Below are 20595 nucleotides of genomic sequence, written 5' to 3'. Positions count from 1 at the left end.
TTTTCTTTTTTGATTAAAATCCTAAGGTTAAATTGAGGAAGAATGACCGAGAGGTTGGTGTCGAAAAATTCTCGAACCCAGTTGCGTTTGAATTGATCGCAAAGACTGATTCAGGATCTATACCATTGGCATAGCTCTTAATCATCCAAACATTGTTGGCCGTAACGCTTACTTTAGCCCGTTGTACGATACTATTGCCTAAAATAGTTTTTGGAAAGTTATAGCTCAGTGTTACATTTCTCAAACGAACGTTGGTAGCATCGTATATGTTTTGCTCTGTAATACCATAGTTGCCAGTGGTAGAGGTTACCTGTGTCCAATACAATTGTTGGGTGGTTTGTTGTGTATTCTTTACATAAGTCCCGTTGGAGTTAACTACTCCTTCAACAACGAAAGGTGCACGTTCACCACCTGGTGCTGTAATAGCTGCGTTACCATTGGCTTGAAGGTTTAGGTTTGTGCCGGAAAAAAATTCGCCGCCAAACCTTCCATCAATAAGGAAGCTAAGACCAAAGTTCTTATAAGCAAAGCTGTTATTCCAACCTACCAGTGCTTTGGGAGCTTGGTTACCTAGTTTGTGCAGGCCGTCAGCTGCTTGAGGAACGCCGTTCCCGTTTAAAATTAATTGGCCATTAAATTCACTGTCCGAATCCTGAACTCTTAGAAATTTAGTGCCGTAAATATCGCCATAGAGATCGCCTTCAAGAGCTCTTATGGAAACATTGTCGTATGATCCCAGTGGGTACATGTCTACACCATCTATAAGACGAATAATCTTGTTTTTGTTTGTCGAAAAGTTCACACTTGAATTCCACGTCAATTTATCTGTGTTCGTTAATATTCTGCCATCTAGTACGACTTCGAATCCAGAGTTTTGAATATTACCAGCATTGATTTTTTCGTATTCGTAACCACTGTATGGGTTCATCGGTAAATCAATCAGTTGATTTGTAGCATTTGTTTTGTACCAGGCGAAATCTAAACCTAATCTGCTGTCAAATAGTCGGGTGTCAAAACCAAACTCAACAGTTTTGATCAGTTCATTAAGTACATCTGGATTATATTTGGTGGTACCGATTCCAGCAGTTGTATTGCCGTTAGGATCTTTTCCAACGTTATATACATTATATAACTGGAAGGCAGGGAGGTCATTTCCAACTTCGGCGTATGATCCGCGAAGTTTAGCAAAAGATAGCCAATTAGGCAGTGTTCCACCTGTTTTGGTAATCATATCAGAGACGACCCATGATGCACTAACCGATGGATAGAAGAAAGATCTATTGTCTAAACCTAGGGCTGACGACCAATCATTCCTTCCTGTAATATTTAGGAAGAAGTAATTATCATAATTGATTTCAGCAGTGGCGTATAATGAGTTTATTTGTTTGCGTAGTAAGCTTTGTTCAATTGTGGGGAAAGATTTGCTATTGTTGATGTAGAATAAATTAGGCACCTGAAGCTCCCCAGTATTGGCATCAATACCGGTAGATTTAGTTTTCATGATTTGTCCAAAAACAGATGCTGAACCACCCCATTTTCCAAATAGATTATCTTTGTGTGCGTTTAGTGCCAAGGTGAAGTTGTTTTCAAAAAAGGTGTTTTTCCCCAGAACATAACTTCCTCCCGTAATTAGCGGGCTCCCTCCATACGTTTTGGTGTCATAGTTGGTGGTGTATTGGTCACGACCAAATCTAGCTTCAGTATCTAACCAATCATTGAATTTGTATTTAATGTTCCCATTCATGACAAAGCGGTCACGAATATCATTATTCAAACGATATTTTTCCAACCAATAAGGGTTCATGGTTTTGTTTTCCGATGTCCCATACCAAGCCATGTCACCAACTGAATTTAACGGATTCTTGAAATCTAATATATTCATTGAACGTGGCATGGTGAATAGGGTACTGTATACGTTGGAATTGTTGTCCCCCGAAATCGGTCTGTTCTTTGCATTGACGTTCATGTATTGTACTTTGACATCCGTTGTCCAGCGCTTGTCAGGTCCGAATGAAGAGGTGACTTTAGTCATTAAGTTTAACCGTTCTAAAGACGATCCTGGAATTTTACTTTGATCATTTAGATAGGTTGCTGATGAATAGATGCTAGTCTCGCCAAGTTGTTGTTGGAATGCTAAGTTTTGTGTGTGATTAACACCAGTATTGAAGTAGGAACCGATATTATCATATGCCTTCCCTGAAATGTTGTCTCCCCAACTATTGGTCATTGTAGGGTTGTAAACGCCATCTTTTCCTTGTCCAAAATTATTCTGAAGCTCTGGAGTCATGAATATGGTTTCTAAACCAAGTGTGGATGAGTACGTGATACCAGCGCCAGCTTGTGCTTTCCCGGATTTTGTGGTGATGACTATAGCTCCATTGCCCGCTCTAGACCCATAGAGTGCGGAAGCTGCTCCGCCCTTAAGTACAGACATGCTTTCGATGTCATCAGGGTTTATGTCTCCTAATCCACCTCCCATGTCTGTGGCTGGGTTCCATATGTCATTGTTTTTCTCACCATTACCTTTGATTCCTCCAAGGAAGTTGTTCATTGGTACGCCATCTACAATTATTAGAGGTTGGTTATCTCCTGTAAGGGAGTTGTTGCCTCGGAGTGTGATTTTGGTAGAAGAAGCTGGTCCTGCTGATCCTTTTATGATTTGAAGGCCGGAAACTTTTCCAACTAAAGCATTGGCGATGTTCGTTTCTTTTGCATCTACTAACTGGTCGCCTTTGACCTCTTGGAAGGAGTAGCCCAAGGTTTTCTTCTCTCTCTTAATACCCATTGCTGTGACAACAACTTCATCTAGCGCACCTTCTTGATTGATTAAGGTTACATTAATCGTTTTAGCTGTAGAGGTGATAATTTCTTGTGCGGTGTAGCCAATCATGGAGAAGCGTAAGGTCTGGCCCACTTCTGCTTGAATAGAATAAGCTCCATTAGCATCGGTTTGTGTCGCTTTATTACTGCCCTTGACGGATACGCTCGCGCCTTTTATTGGGCCGGATGCATCTGATACTATTCCCGTAACAGATTGCTGTGCAAATACCACCGATATGCATAGAAGCATAAGGATAGATAGGCTGCAACATTTAAGATAAAACTTGCTCATAAAATTTAGTTTTAGTTCGTTTCTGTTTGTTTTTTGTGTAGTACTTTCCAATTGGAGGAGGATACAGCTATAGAAGCGGTTCCTATTATTTGTGCATTGTGTAGGGTCGATATTTCTATATTCGTGTCTTTGGATAAGCGCTGTATGCTGAATTCGAGCATAGAGGCCTGTATTTGTGGCAGTAATATCTGTCCAATTTCAGATCCTTTTCCACTGATAATCACTTTTTCTGGATTAATGATATGGATTAATGTAGCGATGCCTTTTCCGAGCATATAGCCGATTTTGGCAAAGGACTCAATAGCTACCTGATCGCCATTTAGTGCGGCACTTATCAGTTGATCTATGCTGAGTCTTCCTTCCTGGCCATAGTTTGCCGTGAGCTGAGAAATTTGTCCATTTTCAATTTGTTCTTTGGCATATCCCAAGGCAGCAAGGAGCGAAGCTTCTACTTCAAGACAGCCCCGTTTGCCACATGAACATAATTTGTTCTGACTGGACAAGGGGATATGACTAAATTCCCCGGCGTATCCGCTGTGTCCTTTAAATAGTTTCCCTTCTAATATCATACCCAAACCAACGCCCCAATTTAGATTTATGACGAGGGCATTGTTGCATTTTTTTGCTTTTCCGAATTGGTGTTCAGCAATAGCAATCGCCGTCGAATCATTTTCTATATAAGTGGGGATCTGTATATGCGCCTCAATAGCAATTTTGATATTGTATAGCGGGTCTGTAGCGGAGTAGGAGGAGTTGATACCTTTCTCCGAATCCACAAAACCAGGCATGCTGATGCCTACTGCTAAAATGTTTTTCTTGTTTTGATCTCCTAGAAAAGAATCAACTGATGTGAGAATCCTTTCTAAAGCATCTTCGCTATCGTGCAGGTTAATGGGCTCTTGCTTGAGTTCTTTAATCATTTGATTGGAAAGATCCATTAACGATATACGAGTGTTGTACTGGTCGATAGCAATAGCTAAGATCGTAGGAAGAGCCTTTATGTTTAAGGAATAATGTATTGCTCTACGGCCTCCCGTCGATGGTGCAAATCCTTCCGAATTGATCAAATCATCCTCGAGAAGCTCCTGTACGCTTCGGGTAATGTTAGGAACACTTTTTCCGATAGCATGGCTCAACTCGGCAATAGATTGAGGAGTTTGATAATACAAAGCGGTTAATATTGCCTGATTGAGCGTTTTCAATTTATAAAAGCTTTTTCAATGTAAATAACTGGATTTAATCTATTGATAAAGATATGTTAAAATTATTTTAACATCAAAACACTTTTTAATTATTTTAATAAGTTTCTGGTTGTTGATGTGGATTTTGTTCTACTGAGTGGAAATAGCTTTGAAATTAGACGTAAGATTTTTTAAATGTTTTATTTTAGAAGGAGCTTATTTTTGTGTTTGTAACAAAAATGTGTTCTTGGGAAGTGAAACAGAAGAGCAGACTTGTGTGTCTGTTTTTGCGGATTTGTGATGAAAAATAGTAACTTCGTGCAGTACGCTATAATTATGAAGCAACGATATTATTCTTTAGATGTGTTCAGAGGAGCTACGGTAGCACTGATGATCATGGTAAATAACCCGGGGACATGGTCCTCCATGTTTGCACCACTTAAGCATGCGCCATGGCACGGGTGTACCCCGACGGATTTGGTATTCCCATTTTTTCTATTTGCGGTTGGTAATGCGATGTCATTTGTTATTCCGCGAATGCAGGATGCGGGAAGCGCTGTGTTCTGGAAGAAGGTGATCAAGCGCACGATCTTGATTTTTTTGATCGGATTGGGGCTGAATTGGTTTCCTTTTGTGCAGTGGGGAGATGCAGGGCTGCAGTTTAGGGAGTGGGTGAGTAGTGTTGACCCCAATAAGGGCGTCCGTATATTTGGTGTATTGCAGCGTATCGCTGTGGCCTACTTCTTCGCTTCGGTGTTGGCGTATTATTTCAAGCCGCGCACATTGATTTATATCAGTGCTTTTATTTTGCTGGGCTACTGGGGGCTTTGTGCTTTTTTAGGTACAGGCGATCCTTATTCCTTAGAAGGATGGTTTGGTACAGTATATGATAAACAGATCCTAGGCGTGGCACATATGTATAAAGGCGAAGGCGTGCCATTTGACCCGGAAGGGTTATTGAGTACCATACCTGTTATTGTACAGGTGGTCTTTGGTTATCTGGCAGGTACGTTTATCAAGAATCAAGGACAGGTCGATTGGCTCTGGACCAAGGTTCCGCAAAGTAAGGAACCTCATTTTAAGTTGCTTTCAGGACTGTTTGTAACAGGTTTTATTTTGGTTGTCTTAGGATGGACATGGTCATTGGGCTTCCCTATCAACAAGAAGATATGGAGTAGCTCCTACGTATTATATACAACAGGTTTAGGTATCATGACTATTGGGGGGATGATCTGGTATATCGAAGTGCAGGGAGTAAAGAATAAGTTTACTCAGTTCTTTGATGTTTTTGGAAAGAATCCGTTGTTTATTTTCGTATTGAGTGGTCTGCTGCCTAAAGCAACAGCTTTGATCCGTATTCCGAATGGGGTGGGGCAGAATGGCGAAGCCTTGTTCACAACACCTTTTGCATGGTTCTATAAAAATGTATGTGCGCAGATTCCAGGACCTACCGAATTGGGATCATTTGTCTACTCGCTTTGTTTTTTAGTGATTATGTGGATGATTTGCTATTGGCTTGATCAGAAAAAAATATATGTGAAAGTTTAGTTTTTAATTTTTACCTTTGCAGGCAATTAATAAATTTTATAACGCTTTAATATTATTCAAGAGATGTATTTAAGTAAAGAGTACAAAGCTGGTATCTTCGCAGAATTTGCTGGAGCAGCAGCAAACACAGGTTCTGCAGAAGGACAAATAGCTTTATTCACAAAGAGAATTGCTCACTTAACGGAGCACTTGAAAAAAAACAGAAAAGATTTTAACACACAGCGTTCCCTGCAAATGTTAGTAGGTAAGCGTCGTGCTTTATTAGCTTATTTGTACAAAAAAGATATCAACCGTTACCGTGCGATCATTAAAGGTCTAGGTTTACGTGATATTATCAAGTAAGCTTATACAGTGAAAAGCTTAAGAGCCACTCCTTACTAGGGGTGGCTTTTTTGTTTTCGCTTCATTATCAGCTGTGAAAGTTTTTGTTTGGTTGGATTATTACTCTAAATTTTATTTACCTTTGTGGTGATTTTTAAAGGTCAAAAAACAAGGTGCATCATATTAATAAAGAGGAAAATGCACCGATAAAGAAAACAAAATGAGTTATAATGAAAAGAAAGTAACGATTGAGATGGGCGGTGGCCTACCTCCAATCGAGTTGTCTACAGGAAAGTTAGCAAAGCAAGCTGACGGTTCTATTGTTTTAAAGCAAGGTGATACCATGTTGTTGGCCACTGTTGTTTCCAACAGAGAAGCTAAAGCAGGAGTCGACTTTTTGCCTTTATCTGTAGATTACCAAGAGAAATATGCCGCTACTGGTCGTATTCCAGGTGGTTTCTTGCGTCGTGAAGCGAGATTGTCAGATTACGAAGTCTTAATCTCTCGTTTAGTAGACAGAGCTTTACGTCCATTGTTTCCAGAAACATATCACGCAGATACCCAAGTGATGATTTCACTGATTTCTGCAGATAAAGATATTATGCCAGATGCATTAGCAGGATTGGCAGCATCAGCTGCAATTGCAGTTTCTGATATTCCCTTTAATGGCCCGATTTCGGAAGTTCGTGTAGCTAAGATTGATGGACAGCTAGTTATCAACCCGCGTCTTTCAGAATTGGAAAAAGCTACATTAGAATTTATCGTAGCTGGTTCTGCACAGGACATCGGTATGGTGGAAGGTGAAGCGAGTGAGATTTCGGAAGCAGAGATGGTGGAAGCTATCGCTTTTGCACACGAGGCAATCAAAAAACAGGTAGCCGCTCAGTTAGAGTTAGCTAATTTGGTCGGGTCTACTGTAAAACGTGAATTCAACCACGAACCTTCTAATCCGGAATTGCGTGCAGCAATTTTTGCAGCAACATATGATAAGGTGTACGAAGTAGCAAAATCGGGTTCTACAAAACATGAACGTTCTGAAAAGTTCGCAATTATTGGTGAAGAGTTTTTTGAAACATTAGGTGAAGATCTTGATGAAGAGACAACCTTTTTAATGAAAAAATACTATCACGACGTACAGTATGATGCGGTTCGTAATTTAGTGTTGGATGAAGGAATTCGTTTGGACGGTCGTGATGTACGTACTGTACGTCCGATCTGGTCTGAAGTGGATTACTTGCCTGCAGCGCACGGTTCAGCTGTATTTACTCGTGGAGAGACACAAGCATTGACATCGGTTACTTTAGGAGCTAAAGACGATGAGCAGATGATCGATGGTGCTTTTATCAACGGATACAATAAATTTATTTTGCACTATAATTTCCCTGGATTTTCAACAGGAGAAGTAAGACCAAATAGAGGTGCAGGACGTCGTGAGATCGGTCACGGTAACTTAGCGATGCGTTCATTGAAGCAGGTTTTGCCGGCTGATTCGGAAAACCCATATACTATTCGCGTTGTTTCTGATATCCTAGAATCAAATGGTTCTTCGTCAATGGCTACAGTATGTGCCGGAACATTAGCATTATTAGATGCTGGGGTTAAATTAAAAGCCCCTGTTTCAGGAATCGCTATGGGATTGATCACGGACGAAAAATCAGGTAAGTATGCCATTCTTTCGGATATCTTAGGTGATGAAGATCATTTAGGAGATATGGACTTTAAAGTAACAGGTACTGAAAAAGGTATCGTTGCTTGTCAGATGGATTTAAAAATCAACGGGCTGAAATGGGAAGTCTTGACTCAGGCCTTAGATCAAGCAAAAGAAGCGCGTCTTCACATCTTAGGTGAGATGAAGAAAACAATCGATGCACCTCGTGAAGACTATAAACCGCATGCGCCACGTATTATATCATTGACTATTGATAAAGAATTTATCGGAGCGGTGATCGGACCAGGTGGTAAAATTATCCAAGAAATGCAAAGAGAGACTGGATCTACCATTTCAATTGAAGAAGTAGATAACAAAGGGGTAGTTCAGATCTTTGCTGATAATAAAGAATCAATCGATGCTGCTGTTGCGCGTATCAGAGCAATTGCCGCTAAGCCAGAGATTGGTGAGATCTATGAAGGTAAGGTCAAATCTATCATGCCTTTTGGTGCATTTGTAGAAATTATGCCAGGTAAAGATGGATTGTTGCATATCTCTGAGATTGATTGGACACGTTTAGAAACCATGGATGGTGTGCTTAAAGAAGGCGATATGGTCACCGTAAAACTTTTAGATGTGGACAAACAAGGTAAAATGAAACTTTCACGTAAAGTGTTACTGCCTCGTCCTCCGAGAGAAGACAAGCCAAAACAAGAACAAAAGCCTACAGGAGATACTCCGAAAGCCTAAGTGTCTTGTCCAATACAGAGCCCAGCTAGCATATAGCTGGGCTTTTTTATTGCTTTTTGTTGGCTAAGGTGATGGGACAGCTTGTAGATACATAGGTGTCAACTATAATATTAAGGCTGTAGTAACCTGGTATTTAACTGGCCTTTACCTAGCTAATGGCTAGGGTAAGGCTATGTAAAGGCTAGGTAAACTATAGGTTATTGCTATATAAATATATAAGCTGGTATGAGATTGGTTCCGCCGATATGCGATGTTGCATATGGGCTTATGGATATTTAGGGATGAGTAATGATGGGAATAAAACAATAAGCCTCGAAGGGTTACTTCGAGGCTTATTGAACTAGTAGAATTAAGTTTTGTTATTTTCCCGGTCCGAAAACATTTCCGACCATCGTCATGGCGCAACGGAATCCCGTCATTGCGTTGGATTCATTCTGCTGCATATAACGTCTAGTGGCAGGATTTAGCCAGTATGCTCTGTCATTCCAGGAGCCACCTTTGAACACACGTGACTTATCGTTAACCAGTGTGGTCTTTCCATAGAGAGCTTGTTGCTCTTCGTCTTTAAAGCCTCTGACATCATAGTCATAAGTCGTATTGTTTGGGTCGCCTGCTTTTGCTGCTTGAAGCTCTTCCCAGGTTTGTTTTCTAGGGGCTTTAGCTGGAACTTTGATCGGTCTGCCATATTTGTCTTTGGCGAGCGTTCGTGTTTCCGCATTTTCATATTGGTTATCCATAAAGATGTGACCACGGAAAGGGTTGAAGTCTTCAAAATCTTCAAAAGAAAGCTGACGATATACATCGCTTACCCATTCATTGACATTACCTGCCATATTGTATAAGCCAAAATCATTCGGTTTGTAGCTTCGTACCGGTACAGTAATGTCTCCACCGTCATTGAGGTCACCCGCTACTCCCATATTATTACCTCCAGTAATCTTGAAGTTGGCCATCATTCTGCCTTGGTTCTTGCGGCTGCCATCACGAACACCCAAGCCATTCCATGGATAGGCTTTGCTGGTCTCTATATTGCCGTCATAAGTATTTCCAATTAACCCCAGTGCTGCATACTCCCACTCCGCCTCTGTCGGAAGTCTGTACGGTTGTTTCAATATACCGTCTTCCATTCGTACGGTACGTCTGGCGTCCTTCTGTGCACCTATTTTATTGTCTTTGGGCATGTTCTTCCCATCGATTCCTTCTCCCTGTATCTGGCCATTCAGGTAGATTTCTGTATTGAAGGCCTGACCGGCTTGTTGTTGTTGTTCATTTAAAGTCTTATAATCCATCAATATACCGCGCTGGCGTAGAATGTGCTCATTGACACGGTCTGTACGCCATTGACAGTAAGCATTTGCTTGTTCCCACGAAACCCCCACTACGGGATAGTCTTGGAAGGAAGGGTGGCGCAGGTAAAAGTTTACATAAGGCTCGTTATAGGATAATGGATTGCGCCATACTAAAGAGTCGGGTAAAGCATCGTAGTAAAGCTTTCCGTCTTGTGGATAGTTTTGTGCAATCCAATGTAGATACTCTAACCAGTCAGCATTGGAAACTTCTGTTTCGTCAATGTAGAAGGAAGCAACGGTAACTCGTCTTCTCAGGTTGTCGTGCGAGAATGCCAGGTCTTCATTCAAGCTTCCTCCCATTACGAAAGTCCCGCCTTCGATTCCGATGAGACCAGGGCCAGGACTCTCTTTAATTTTGCGGTTGATTTGAAGACCACCATTATAAGGGTCATTGTATCGCACTCCCGTCTTAGCGGATACATCGCCACGTCGGCTTTTGCTTTTACAAGAGGTCATCAACAGCGAAGAAGCGACAACTAATGCAGTAGATGTAATGACAAATCTCAAATAGTTCATATCTATATAATTTGACTTTCAATTGTCGTACGGAATACCCAGTCTATAACCTACGTTTGTACAGCCTAAGGATGTTTCCGATGAATAATCAATTGTCCATTTAATTAACTCCCAAAAATATAAATAATTTAAGAGATATGGTAAGCATTAATGTATAAAAAACTTGCGATAATTCAGATAACCGCTTTAAAAGTAGTAATTCTATTAAACCTTAATTTTTCACAGGTATTGTTATATTGGGCTTTCTCCGAAATATGTAGTAATTTAGGCTTTTTTAAGGGATAATGGGCGAAAGAGTACGCTTAGATTTGGTCTTGCCGGGGCAAAAACAAAAAAGCGATACACCCATCAATAGAATATAGTTTTATGAAGATTAAAGTAGGATTTGGATTCGATGTTCATCAGATAAAAGAGGGACATCCATTTATTATAGGTGGTGTGCTATTGGATCATCATGCAGGAGCGTTTGGTCACTCGGATGCAGACGTGTTGGTTCACGCTATTTGTGATGCCATTTTGGGGGCTGCAAACTTGGAAGATATCGGCTATCATTTTCCAAATACCGAAGAGCGGTGGAGAGGCATAAGCAGTTTGGTCCTGCTTGAAGAATGTGTCCGTCTGGTTAAAGAAAAAGGATGGTCTTTGGGCAATATTGATGCTATGTTGTGTCTGGAAGCTCCGAAAATCAAGCCTTATATCTCAGCTATGAAAGAAAAAATTGCGGAAGCGGCTGGCCTAGAAGTCGATGATATCTCTATAAAAGCGACGACAAACGAGACTATGGGATTCATCGGTAGGCAGGAGGGGGTAGTAGCCTATGCCGTATGTCTGATACAGAAGGTGTAGCGCCGTTTAACGACTTAAATATTCTAGAAACCTTAGCAATCATTAAATTTAGTGATTTTTAACAGCGGATTATGCTGTAATAATTAATACTTTTGTAGTGTTTGGGGTGAAGTGTGTGAATCCAATTACCTTTATACATAGGTTTATAGAATGTTAGTTTTAATTTCAAAAATTACCTCGCGGCATATAGGGTCAGTAGTTGGCTTGTCTGTTTTATTTTTCATTTTTTTTTCGTCGTGCAAGAGTACGAAAAGTAAAAATAAAGCCTATGATAAAACTAGCGGTACAGTAGAGGAGAAGGAATATAATTTTCGTCAGAATTTTACAGCGAAATATAACGTCCTTTATAACTCAAATCTCATGCTGGATAATGAAAGAGAGAGTATCTTTCATGGCGCAAAGAAAAACTATCAAGTGCGTCAATCTGTATTTGATGAACCGCAGGGAGATGGTGATGCGCACAAGTTAATGGATTCGTTAATCCAAAAGGCGTACAAGGTCGTCAATAATAAACAGGAAAGTAAATATGTTAATGAAGCATATCTCCTTATAGGGAAAGCTAATTATTATAAAGGCGCTTACCATACTTCTATTGAGTTTTTTAACCATTTACTCCGTTCTGCAAGCGAAGAACAAAAGCAATATCTGCCATTGGCATACGCTTGGAAGTCTAGAGCGTTATTGCAGATCGGAAAATTTGAAGAGGCAAAACTTGCGGTAGACTCCTCTTTTGTCACTTTGGATGAAGAAAAGAAAACACGCACTTTTGTGAATGCCGCTGCGGCAAACTATCATGTTCGTGTAGGGGAGGAACTCACCGCGATACCCTACTTGGAGTATGCCCTAGAATCCAATTCTAATATACTGGATAAAAGAAGGTGGACCTTTTTATTGGGTCAGCTCTATATGGATAATGGCGAGAAGGAAAAAGCTTATGTTTATTTTAATAAGATATCGAAGAGTAATGTACCCTTTGATATGGCTTTTGAAGCCAGTCTACAGGCGGCATTTCTAGAAGGGGATAAAGGGCAAGGGCTTGTTGATAGGGTAAAACCTCTGAAGCGTATGCTTAAAGAGGGTAAGAACGACGGTTACCAAGACCAGATTTTGTATCAGATAGGCGATATTTACTATGAATCAGGAGAGCAAAAGGAAGCGCTTGATTATTTTAAAAGATCGCTGCTTCAACCCAAACGGAATGAATATCAGTCTACAGAAACTTACTTACGCTTAGCCGAGCATTATTTTGATCATCAAAACTATTTTGAAGCTCAGAATTATTTCGACTCAGTCGCCATGGTGTTGCCTGCGGACTATACAGATGTCAACAAAGTCCGTCGAAAGTTGGGATACATGGACGAAATTACTCAGCTATATCAGGAGATTTCTTGGCAAGATACGCTGCTTCAATTGGCAGCCTTGAATGATACTGCGCGAGAGGCAACCTTGCAAGCTTATGCACAAGAGCAATTGTTGTTCAAGAAAAAGGAAATAGAAGAGCAGGAAAAGCTAGCCAAAAAGACCAAGAAAAAATCAGCTGCAAGTGCTGCAACTAATACGGCGTATGCAATGTATGGGCAGAATCAATCCATGGATGTCTCGAATGCTACAGACCGAACATTTTATTTTAGTAATCCAGACGAACTACTGGTTGGGCAGAATGCTTTCAAACGGAGGTGGGGAAATAGACCGCTTAAAGATAACTGGCGCTATGAAGGAGATAACTCTGCCAGGCTGCCTACTAAAGAAACAAGTGTGATTGCTGATACAGCTGAAGTGGTAGAAAAGAGGGAATTAGATGAAGAGCGGTTTGTTGCGGATGCAAAACAACGGTATAAAAAGGAGATTCCAGCAAATCAGGAAGCTTTTGAAGCCAGTCATAAAATCGTACACGATCGTCTCATTGTCATAGGTAATATCTATAGAGATTATACGCAAGATAATAAGGATGCAATAAAGGTATACGAGGAGTTCTTGCGCCGCTATCCAAATACAGAGGCTGCTGCGGAGATATATTATTCGCTATACCGAATGTATGATGGTATAGATAAAGGAAAGTCACAGGAATATTTTAATAGACTCGTGACTTTGTTTCCAAACAGCCTACACGCCAAAGTAGCTCAGGATCCTTCCTATATGGATAAAATTAAAAGGGATAAGAATATTTTAGATCGTGTGTTTGAAAAACTATTCACACTGTATGCAAATGGTGACCATGCCGCAGTGATTCGAGAAGCAGATATCGACCTCAAGGAACGATTTGAAAACACAGCTTTAGTTGCACAAGTGGAATACTTGAGAGCGCTTGCTATTGGTCGTATAGGTCGTGTTGAGGATTTTACCATAGCTTTGGAACAGATAACCGAACGTTATCCTATGGATAGTTTGGTCGTACCATTGGCAAAGGAAAATCTGGCCTTTATAGGAGAAAACCCCCAATACTTTGTACATCGAGTCAATGCATTGCAAGATATAGACAAATCTCGCATTGCTTTCGTGGATGAACCTGATATGACGGCATGGCCTAGTCTTGGAATTTATGGGGACTACAGAACTGGTACGGCAATTGTTAAAGAAATACCGAAGGTGAAAGAGGAACCTAAACCGAAGAAGGGAGCTGTCGTAGCGAAGGTCGAGGAGAAAGTGAAAGAGGAACCTAAACCGAAGAAGGAAGCTGTCGTAGCTAAGGTCGAGGAGAAAGTGAAAGAAGAACCGAAGAAGGAAGTTGTTGTAGCTAAGGTCGAGGAGAAGGTGAAAGAGGAGCCTAAGAAGGAAGTTGTCGTGGCTAAGGTCGAGGAGAAAGTGAAAGAAGAACCGGAGAAGGAAGTTGTCGTAGCTAAGGTCGAAGAGAAAGTGAAGGAGGAAGCAAAGCAAGAAGTTTCTCTAATGGATGTAAAGGGAGTAGATAAGCTTACAGCCAACGGAAAGGTAAACACGGACGTGAGTATAGTTGGTAAAGATTTAAAATTATTAGAGTCGAAAATTGATTTTGGACCAAATGATTACAGGGACAAGAAGTTGTTCCCAGATACAGCAGAGTATTATTTTACAATCAACGTATTAGATCCGAAAGTGAATCTGGCTCCAAGTCGTTATGGGATAGGACAGTTTAATCGTACACGGTATCATAATGTTTCGCTTAATCACCAAGTGGCGGCAATTAATGGCGAGAACCAATTAATCTTTATTGGTCCATTTAAGACTTTTGAAGAAGTAAAACTTTATGAGTCAAGGTTATTGCCTTTAATGCCAGAAATAATGAAAATACCAGGAGAAATTTATAATACCTTTGTCATCACAAAACAATCTATTCCGGCTTTGACGGATGGCGTGGAGATTAAGAAGTATCATCAAAATTATATAGAACAATAGCGGATATTTTTATACGATGAAGAGAGAATCGAAGAACATTAAACTGACACCAGAAGAGATAAGTAAGTATACGCGTACATTTTGGCTGATTTTATGGGGTGCAATAGCTTTTGTCTGTTTGTTTTTGATTGGCGTGCGTGTAGGTCTATTTGGTCAGCTACCATCGTTCGAAGATCTGGAGAATCCCCGTAGTAATCTGGCTTCGGAAATTCTTACTGAAGACAATCGCGTGTTAGGAACCTACTACTTACAAAATAGATCAAATGTAAAATATAGTGAGCTGTCTCCGCATTTGGTTCACGCCCTTGTCTCTACAGAGGATAAGCGGTTCTACGATCACTCGGGAATTGATTATTTTAGGACACTGACAACTATTTTCCATACGGTAGTATTGCGCGATAAACAGGGGGGAAGTACTATTACCCAGCAATTGGCGCTCAATTTGTTTTCCGAGAGGCGTGAACGCAGTACCATTAAGCGGGTGATGCAGAAATTTCAGGAATGGATTACAGCTGTACGCTTAGAACGAAATTATACCAAGGAAGAGATCATCATGATGTACTTTAACACGGTGGATTTTGGTTATAAAAATACTTTCGGTATCAAATCCGGTGCCCGTACCTTTTTTAATACGACTCCTGATAAATTGACTGCAGAGCAGGCAGCTCTCTTAGTTGGTATGTTGAAAGGTCCGACTATGTATTCGCCTATACGAGCTGAAGAAAGAGCCAAGACACGCCGTAATCAGGTGCTGATCAATATGCATGCGGAAAACTTTCTAACCGATGCGGAACTTGCTGATGCTAAAAATAAGCCTTTAGGGCTGAATGTCAATATATCAAGCTATGGAGAGGGAGTGGCTCCTTATTTCAGATCGGTATTAAAGGATGAAATTAAAAAGGAACTAAAGCGGCTTGCTATTACCAAAGCAGATGGTACACCTTATGATCTGGATAGAGACGGACTACGTATCTATACACCGCTCAACTATAAAATGCAAGAGTACGCGGAAGAAGCACAAAAGGAGTGGATGCAAAAGCTACAGCGCGAATTTGATAAACAATGGCGTAGTAGAAATGCGTTTTCGGGAGATAAAGCTAAGCTGTTAGAAACAGGTATGAGACGCTCTGACCGCTACCGGGAGATGAAAGAGAATGGTGCCTCGGCAGAAGAGATAAAAAAAGCATTTAACACCAAAGTGTCCATGAGTATATTTACTTGGAAGGGATCTGTTGATACGGTAATGACGCCTATGGACTCGATCAAGTACAATAAGCTAATGCTACGGAATTCAATCATGGCAATGGATCCTACGACGGGACATATTAAAGCATGGGTCGGCGGTATTAATTTTGAACATTATAAGTATGATCAGGTGAAAATGGGGATTAGACAAGTCGGGTCAACAGCCAAGCCCTTTACTTACGCTGTAGCTATTGATAATGGCTATTCGCCATGTTATACGGTGCCGAATCATCAGCAGACTTATGGGAATTGGACCCCTCGAGGTTCCGTACAGGGAGGTGATCCTATTACGTTGAAGAATGCGATCAAGTACTCGCAGAACTTTGCGACTGCGTTTGTGATTAATGAAGTCGGAGCAGCTAGTGTAGCTGACTTGACCCGTAAAATGGGAATTACTTCAGATGTTCCTAATTATCCTTCGATTGCATTAGGGGCTTATGAAGCTTCTGTCTATGATATGGTCGGGGCTTATTCTGCGTTTGTTAATCATGGTACTTGGATTGAGCCCACTATGATTTTACGTATAGAGGATAAGAACGGTACGCCTATCTATGAACGTACACCTAAGGTCTTGAAAGTGTTGAACAGTGAGTCGGCCTATATTATGGTTGACATGTTGAGAGGAGTAGTGGATGGAGGTACGGGCTCTCGTGTTCGTCGAGCAGATTATGGCGGATTGACCATCCCTATGGGTGGAAAGACGGGAACAACCAATGATAACTCGGATGCCTGGTTTATTGGATTTACACCACAATTGGTAGCCGGTGTATGGACAGGAGCAGAGGATAGAGGTGTCAGCTTCAGTAGCATGCAATATGGACAAGGAGCGGCTGCGGCACTTCCTGTATTTGGCCTATTCATGAAGAAGGTGTATAATGATAAATCATTGAATTATTCCAAAATGGATTTTCCAAAGCCGCCAGAAGGAATGACCAGGGTTATGGATTGCTCCGAGTATTCGAGGTATGAGGGCTATTCTTCCGAACCCGAATTGCAAGATGATCGGTTAGGTTTTTAAATTGGATGTAATCGCAAAGGTTACAGTAATACAAAATACTCACCGCAGGATTAGGTCTTTCGGTGAGTTTTTGATTTAATAGAGGTAGATGAGTTCATTTGATTACAAGGCAGAATTAAAAAGGATACCGCATAAACCAGGGGTCTATCAATATTTTGATAAGGATGATGTGTTGATTTATGTTGGGAAAGCCAAAGATTTAAAAAATCGTGTTAGCTCCTATTTTGTCAGCGAAAGGCAGTTGAACTCCAAAACGAAGGTTTTGGTGCGTAAGATACAGCGTATTGCTTTTACAATCGTTGACACTGAAATCGATGCCTGGCTGCTTGAAAATAACCTGATCAAAAAGCACAAACCAAGGTATAATGTCATGCTCAAGGATGACAAGACTTACCCCTGGATCGTGATCAAAAACGAGGCTTATCCTAGAGTGTTTTGGACACGTAAATACCTCAAAGATGGGTCTAAGTATTATGGCCCCTACGCATCTGTAGGAATGATGCATATCGTTCTTGATACCATAAGGGAGCTATTTCCGCTAAGAACATGTTCCTTAAATCTCTCCCCTGAAAATGTAGCCAAAGGAAAATATAAGGTCTGTCTTGAGTATCAGATTGGAAATTGTAAAGGACCATGCGAGGGACTGCAACAGCAAGACGAATATGATCAGAATCTGGAAAGTATTAAGGATATTCTCAATGGTAAGATTGGGGCGGTGACATCGAGGCTGAAAGAGCAGTTGGCCGATGCCGTTGGCGCTCTTAACTTTGAAGAAGCTCATCTTTTGAAAACAAAGTTGGATAAACTGGATAATTATCAAAGTAAATCTACTGTTGTTAGTTCGTCTATTACCAATATTGATGTTTTTAGTATTGCTTCCGATGAGAGTTATGCTTTTGTCAATTTCCTAAAAGTGATGAATGGTGTCGTTATACAGACACAGACCTTAGAAATGAAGAAGAGATTGGATGAAAGTGATGAGGAACTCTTGGCCATTGCTATTCCAGAGATTAGAAACCGGTATAAAAGTCTTTCTCGGGAAATCATTGTGCCTTTTGAACTTCAGATTGAAGGTCTGCCCGGAGAAGTTAGCTTTGTGGTACCCAAGTTGGGGGATAAACGTAAGCTGCTGGATCTGTCACTGAAAAATGTGGCTTATTTCAAAAAGGAGCGTCTGTTACAATACGAAAAGTTAAATCCAGAGGTCAAAACAGAGCGGCTGCTGAATCAAATGCAGAAAGATTTGAGGATGAATGTGCTGCCTAGGCATATCGAATGTTTTGATAACTCAAATATTCAGGGAAGTTTCCCCGTATCGGCGATCGTAGTATTCAAAGATGGAAAACCTTCTAAAAAGGACTATCGACATTTTAACGTGAAGACTGTTGAGGGACCAAATGATTTTGCGACCATGGAAGAGGCGGTTTTTAGGCGTTATCGTCGATTGTTGGATGAAGGGGAAGAATTGCCTCAGCTCATTATCATAGATGGGGGAAAAGGGCAGCTAGGGGCTGCGTTGAAAAGTTTACGGCTATTGGGGATTGAAAGGAAAGTTACTGTTATCGGTATAGCCAAGCGATTGGAGGAACTCTATTATCCTGGAGATCAGTATCCGCTTTACTTGGATAAGAAGTCAGAAACACTAAAAGTTATACAACATCTTCGAGATGAAGCCCATCGTTTTGGAATTACATTTCATAGAAATCAACGGAGCCGTAAGACTTTTGTGTCCGAATTGGAAAATATACCAGGAATAGGTAAGACTACAGTAGAGAAACTGCTTAAGCGTTTTAAGTCGGTAAAGAGGATCCGAGAAGAATCGGATGAGAACTTGAGCGAGGTGCTGAACGTAAAACAACTCAAAGCTCTAAGGGCCTATTTTGAAATGCCTACAGCGATTGATCCCGGTTAGGGTCGTATATCGATTGTGTCTGGAATATTATTGGTAAAGAGGTGCCGCAGATATCTGTGGCACCTCTTTATTATTTAATCTTCGTAACCGAAACGCTTTAAATGATTTTTCTTCGTTCGCCAATCTGGGATAACCTTTACAAATAATTCTAAAAATACCTTGCCATCAATGAATTCTTCGATATCCTGTCGTGCATAGGTGCCTACTTTTTTAATCATAGCACCTGCCTTGCCAATCAGGATATTTTTCTGAGAGTCGCGTTCAACAATGATTTCAGCTGCGATTCGTGTGATTTTGGGTTCTTCTTTGTAGGAAGTAACTACGACCTCCGTACTGTAGGGAATTTCCTTGTCATACAGTTTGAAGATTTTCTCTCGGATTATTTCCGAAACGAAAAAGCGCATAGATTTGTCGGTAAGCTCATCCTTCTCGTAATAAGGAGGATGTACAGGCAGTCTTTCCTTAATGTAACTTAGAATCGGAGGAACGTTATACCCCAATAAAGCTGACATCGCAAAAATAGCCTCGGGATTTAATTTTTCTTTCCAAAACTCTATTTTTTCTCTCACTTCTTCTTCGGAAGATTTGTCAATTTTGTTGATTAAAACAGCTACCGGAGATGCCGTTTTTCGTAATTTATCGAGGACATCGTTTTCATCATATTTTTCGTGGATATCCGTAACAAACAGAATAATATCAGCATCGATCAATGATCCTTCCACAAAACTCATCATGGATTCTTGCAGTGTATACTTTGGAACGATAACACCAGGAGTATCAGAAAATATAATTTGATGATCTTCATCATTGACGATTCCCATAATACGGTGGCGGGTAGTTTGTGCTTTAGGCGTGATGATAGACATCTTCTCGCCGACTAAAGCATTCATTAGCGTAGACTTACCTGCGTTTGGCTTACCAATAATACTTACGAATCCTGCTTTGTGTGACATTATTTTGCTTTTTATTTGTTTTGCAAAGAAACAAATAATATCTTTGTACTCCAATTAAGGAAGTAAATAATCTTTGATTTTGCTAGCAGAGGCAAAGATTTGAGAAAAATATATTGCGGGGTGGAGCAGTGGTAGCTCGTCGGGCTCATAACCCGAAGGTCATCAGTTCGAGTCTGGTCCCCGCTACTAAAAAGATTTAAAGCGCGAGGCTTTAAAAAAATGAAAATATTGCGAGATAGAGCTGTGAAGCTCATCGACTCTTATCCGTCAATTGGCGGACATTGGTTCGAGTCTCAAAATTGCAATAAGATATATTGCGGGATGGAGCAGTGGTAGCTCGTCGGGCTCATAACCCGAAGGTCATCAGTTCGAGTCTGGTTCCCGCTACTAAATAAGCCAAGTGCGAGCTTGGCTTTAAAAAACATATTGCGGGGTGGAGCAGTGGTAGCTCGTCGGGCTCATAACCCGAAGGTCATCAGTTCGAGTCTGGTCCCCGCTACTCAGTAGAAAGCTTAATCGTAAGATTAGGCTTTTTTAGTTTTATTACCAATTTAAAGAAATCATGTATACTGTTTACGTATTGCATTCACTTGTTTATGACAAGATCTATATCGGTTATACCGGTAATTTAGCTAATCGTTTATTGAGTCACAATGAGCTGTCGACAAAAGGCTGGACGGTTCGGTACAGGCCCTGGGATTTGCTCTATCAGGAGGAATATACCAGTAAAGAAGAAGCGCTGAGGAGGGAGCGGGAGTTAAAGAGTGCTCAGGGACGTGTTTTTATCCGCGGTCTGCTGGTTTGAAGGGCTCTTATCCGCCAGT

General features: G+C 40.8%; 12 protein-coding genes and 3 tRNA genes. 11 read left to right on the top strand and 4 right to left on the bottom strand.

What is annotated here, in order from left to right:
* Positions 1–13: 13 nt before the first annotated feature.
* Together M472_RS29655 and M472_RS29650 are read right to left on the bottom strand one after the other, a co-directional pair.
* Entirely contained in the window at positions 14–3112 is a 3099-nt protein-coding gene (locus tag M472_RS29655) for a SusC/RagA family TonB-linked outer membrane protein (RefSeq protein ID WP_031301491.1), read from the bottom strand.
* An 11-nt stretch (positions 3113–3123) separates the two neighbouring features.
* A complete protein-coding gene (locus tag M472_RS29650; protein WP_021069500.1) occupies positions 3124–4314 on the bottom strand; it encodes an ROK family transcriptional regulator in 1191 nt (396 codons plus the stop codon).
* Between the two features lie 315 nt (positions 4315–4629).
* Here M472_RS29650 and M472_RS29645 point away from each other — a divergent pair, with 315 nt between their 5' ends.
* The 3 genes from M472_RS29645 to pnp all read left to right on the top strand — a co-directional run bounded on the left by M472_RS29645 (position 4630) and on the right by pnp (position 8560).
* Positions 4630–5841, top strand: a complete 1212-nt coding sequence (locus M472_RS29645; RefSeq protein WP_031301490.1) for an acyltransferase family protein — start codon at positions 4630–4632, stop codon at positions 5839–5841.
* A 63-nt stretch (positions 5842–5904) separates the two neighbouring features.
* Positions 5905–6183, top strand: a complete 279-nt coding sequence (rpsO, locus tag M472_RS29640; RefSeq protein ID WP_021069497.1) for a 30S ribosomal protein S15 — start codon at positions 5905–5907, stop codon at positions 6181–6183.
* A 199-nt stretch (positions 6184–6382) separates the two neighbouring features.
* Entirely contained in the window at positions 6383–8560 is a 2178-nt protein-coding gene (pnp, locus tag M472_RS29635; RefSeq protein WP_021069496.1) for a polyribonucleotide nucleotidyltransferase, read from the top strand.
* Between the two features lie 359 nt (positions 8561–8919).
* Here pnp and M472_RS29630 read toward each other — a convergent pair whose 3' ends face one another.
* A complete protein-coding gene (locus tag M472_RS29630; protein WP_021069495.1) occupies positions 8920–10425 on the bottom strand; it encodes an SUMF1/EgtB/PvdO family nonheme iron enzyme in 1506 nt (501 codons plus the stop codon).
* 366 nt (positions 10426–10791) lie between these two features.
* Between M472_RS29630 and ispF the strand changes: the two genes are divergently transcribed.
* The 4 genes from ispF (at position 10792) to uvrC (ending at position 18818) form a co-directional block, all read left to right on the top strand.
* The gene (gene ispF / locus M472_RS29625; protein WP_021069494.1) at positions 10792–11271 is read left to right on the top strand and encodes a 2-C-methyl-D-erythritol 2,4-cyclodiphosphate synthase; all 480 of its coding nucleotides are present in this window, start codon (positions 10792–10794) and stop codon (positions 11269–11271) included.
* Between the two features lie 150 nt (positions 11272–11421).
* Positions 11422–14643: a type IX secretion system periplasmic lipoprotein PorW/SprE gene (gene porW, locus M472_RS29620; protein ID WP_021069493.1), complete on the top strand. Its 3222-nt coding sequence runs from the start codon at positions 11422–11424 to the stop codon at positions 14641–14643.
* 16 nt (positions 14644–14659) lie between these two features.
* Positions 14660–16906, top strand: a complete 2247-nt coding sequence (locus M472_RS29615) for a penicillin-binding protein 1A (RefSeq protein WP_021069492.1) — start codon at positions 14660–14662, stop codon at positions 16904–16906.
* 88 nt (positions 16907–16994) lie between these two features.
* Positions 16995–18818, top strand: a complete 1824-nt coding sequence (gene uvrC / locus M472_RS29610) for an excinuclease ABC subunit UvrC (RefSeq protein ID WP_021069491.1) — start codon at positions 16995–16997, stop codon at positions 18816–18818.
* A 74-nt stretch (positions 18819–18892) separates the two neighbouring features.
* On the opposite strand, the gene era is transcribed toward uvrC, so the two are convergent.
* A complete protein-coding gene (gene era / locus M472_RS29605; RefSeq protein WP_021069490.1) occupies positions 18893–19771 on the bottom strand; it encodes a GTPase Era in 879 nt (292 codons plus the stop codon).
* A 114-nt stretch (positions 19772–19885) separates the two neighbouring features.
* Here era and M472_RS29600 point away from each other — a divergent pair.
* The 4 genes from M472_RS29600 to M472_RS29585 all read left to right on the top strand — a co-directional run bounded on the left by M472_RS29600 (position 19886) and on the right by M472_RS29585 (position 20576).
* Positions 19886–19957, top strand: a tRNA-Met gene (locus M472_RS29600).
* Positions 19958–20086: 129 nt separating this feature from the next.
* Positions 20087–20158, top strand: a tRNA-Met gene (locus M472_RS29595).
* A 40-nt stretch (positions 20159–20198) separates the two neighbouring features.
* A tRNA-Met gene (locus M472_RS29590) sits at positions 20199–20270 on the top strand.
* A 63-nt stretch (positions 20271–20333) separates the two neighbouring features.
* Positions 20334–20576, top strand: a complete 243-nt coding sequence (locus M472_RS29585) for a GIY-YIG nuclease family protein (protein WP_021068658.1) — start codon at positions 20334–20336, stop codon at positions 20574–20576.
* Positions 20577–20595 lie beyond the last annotated feature (19 nt).

The organism is Sphingobacterium paucimobilis HER1398, from assembly GCF_000416985.1.
In the GTDB taxonomy this organism is placed as follows: Bacteria; Bacteroidota; Bacteroidia; order Sphingobacteriales; family Sphingobacteriaceae; genus Sphingobacterium; species Sphingobacterium paucimobilis.
This window is presented reverse-complemented; position numbering and strand designations above follow the sequence as displayed.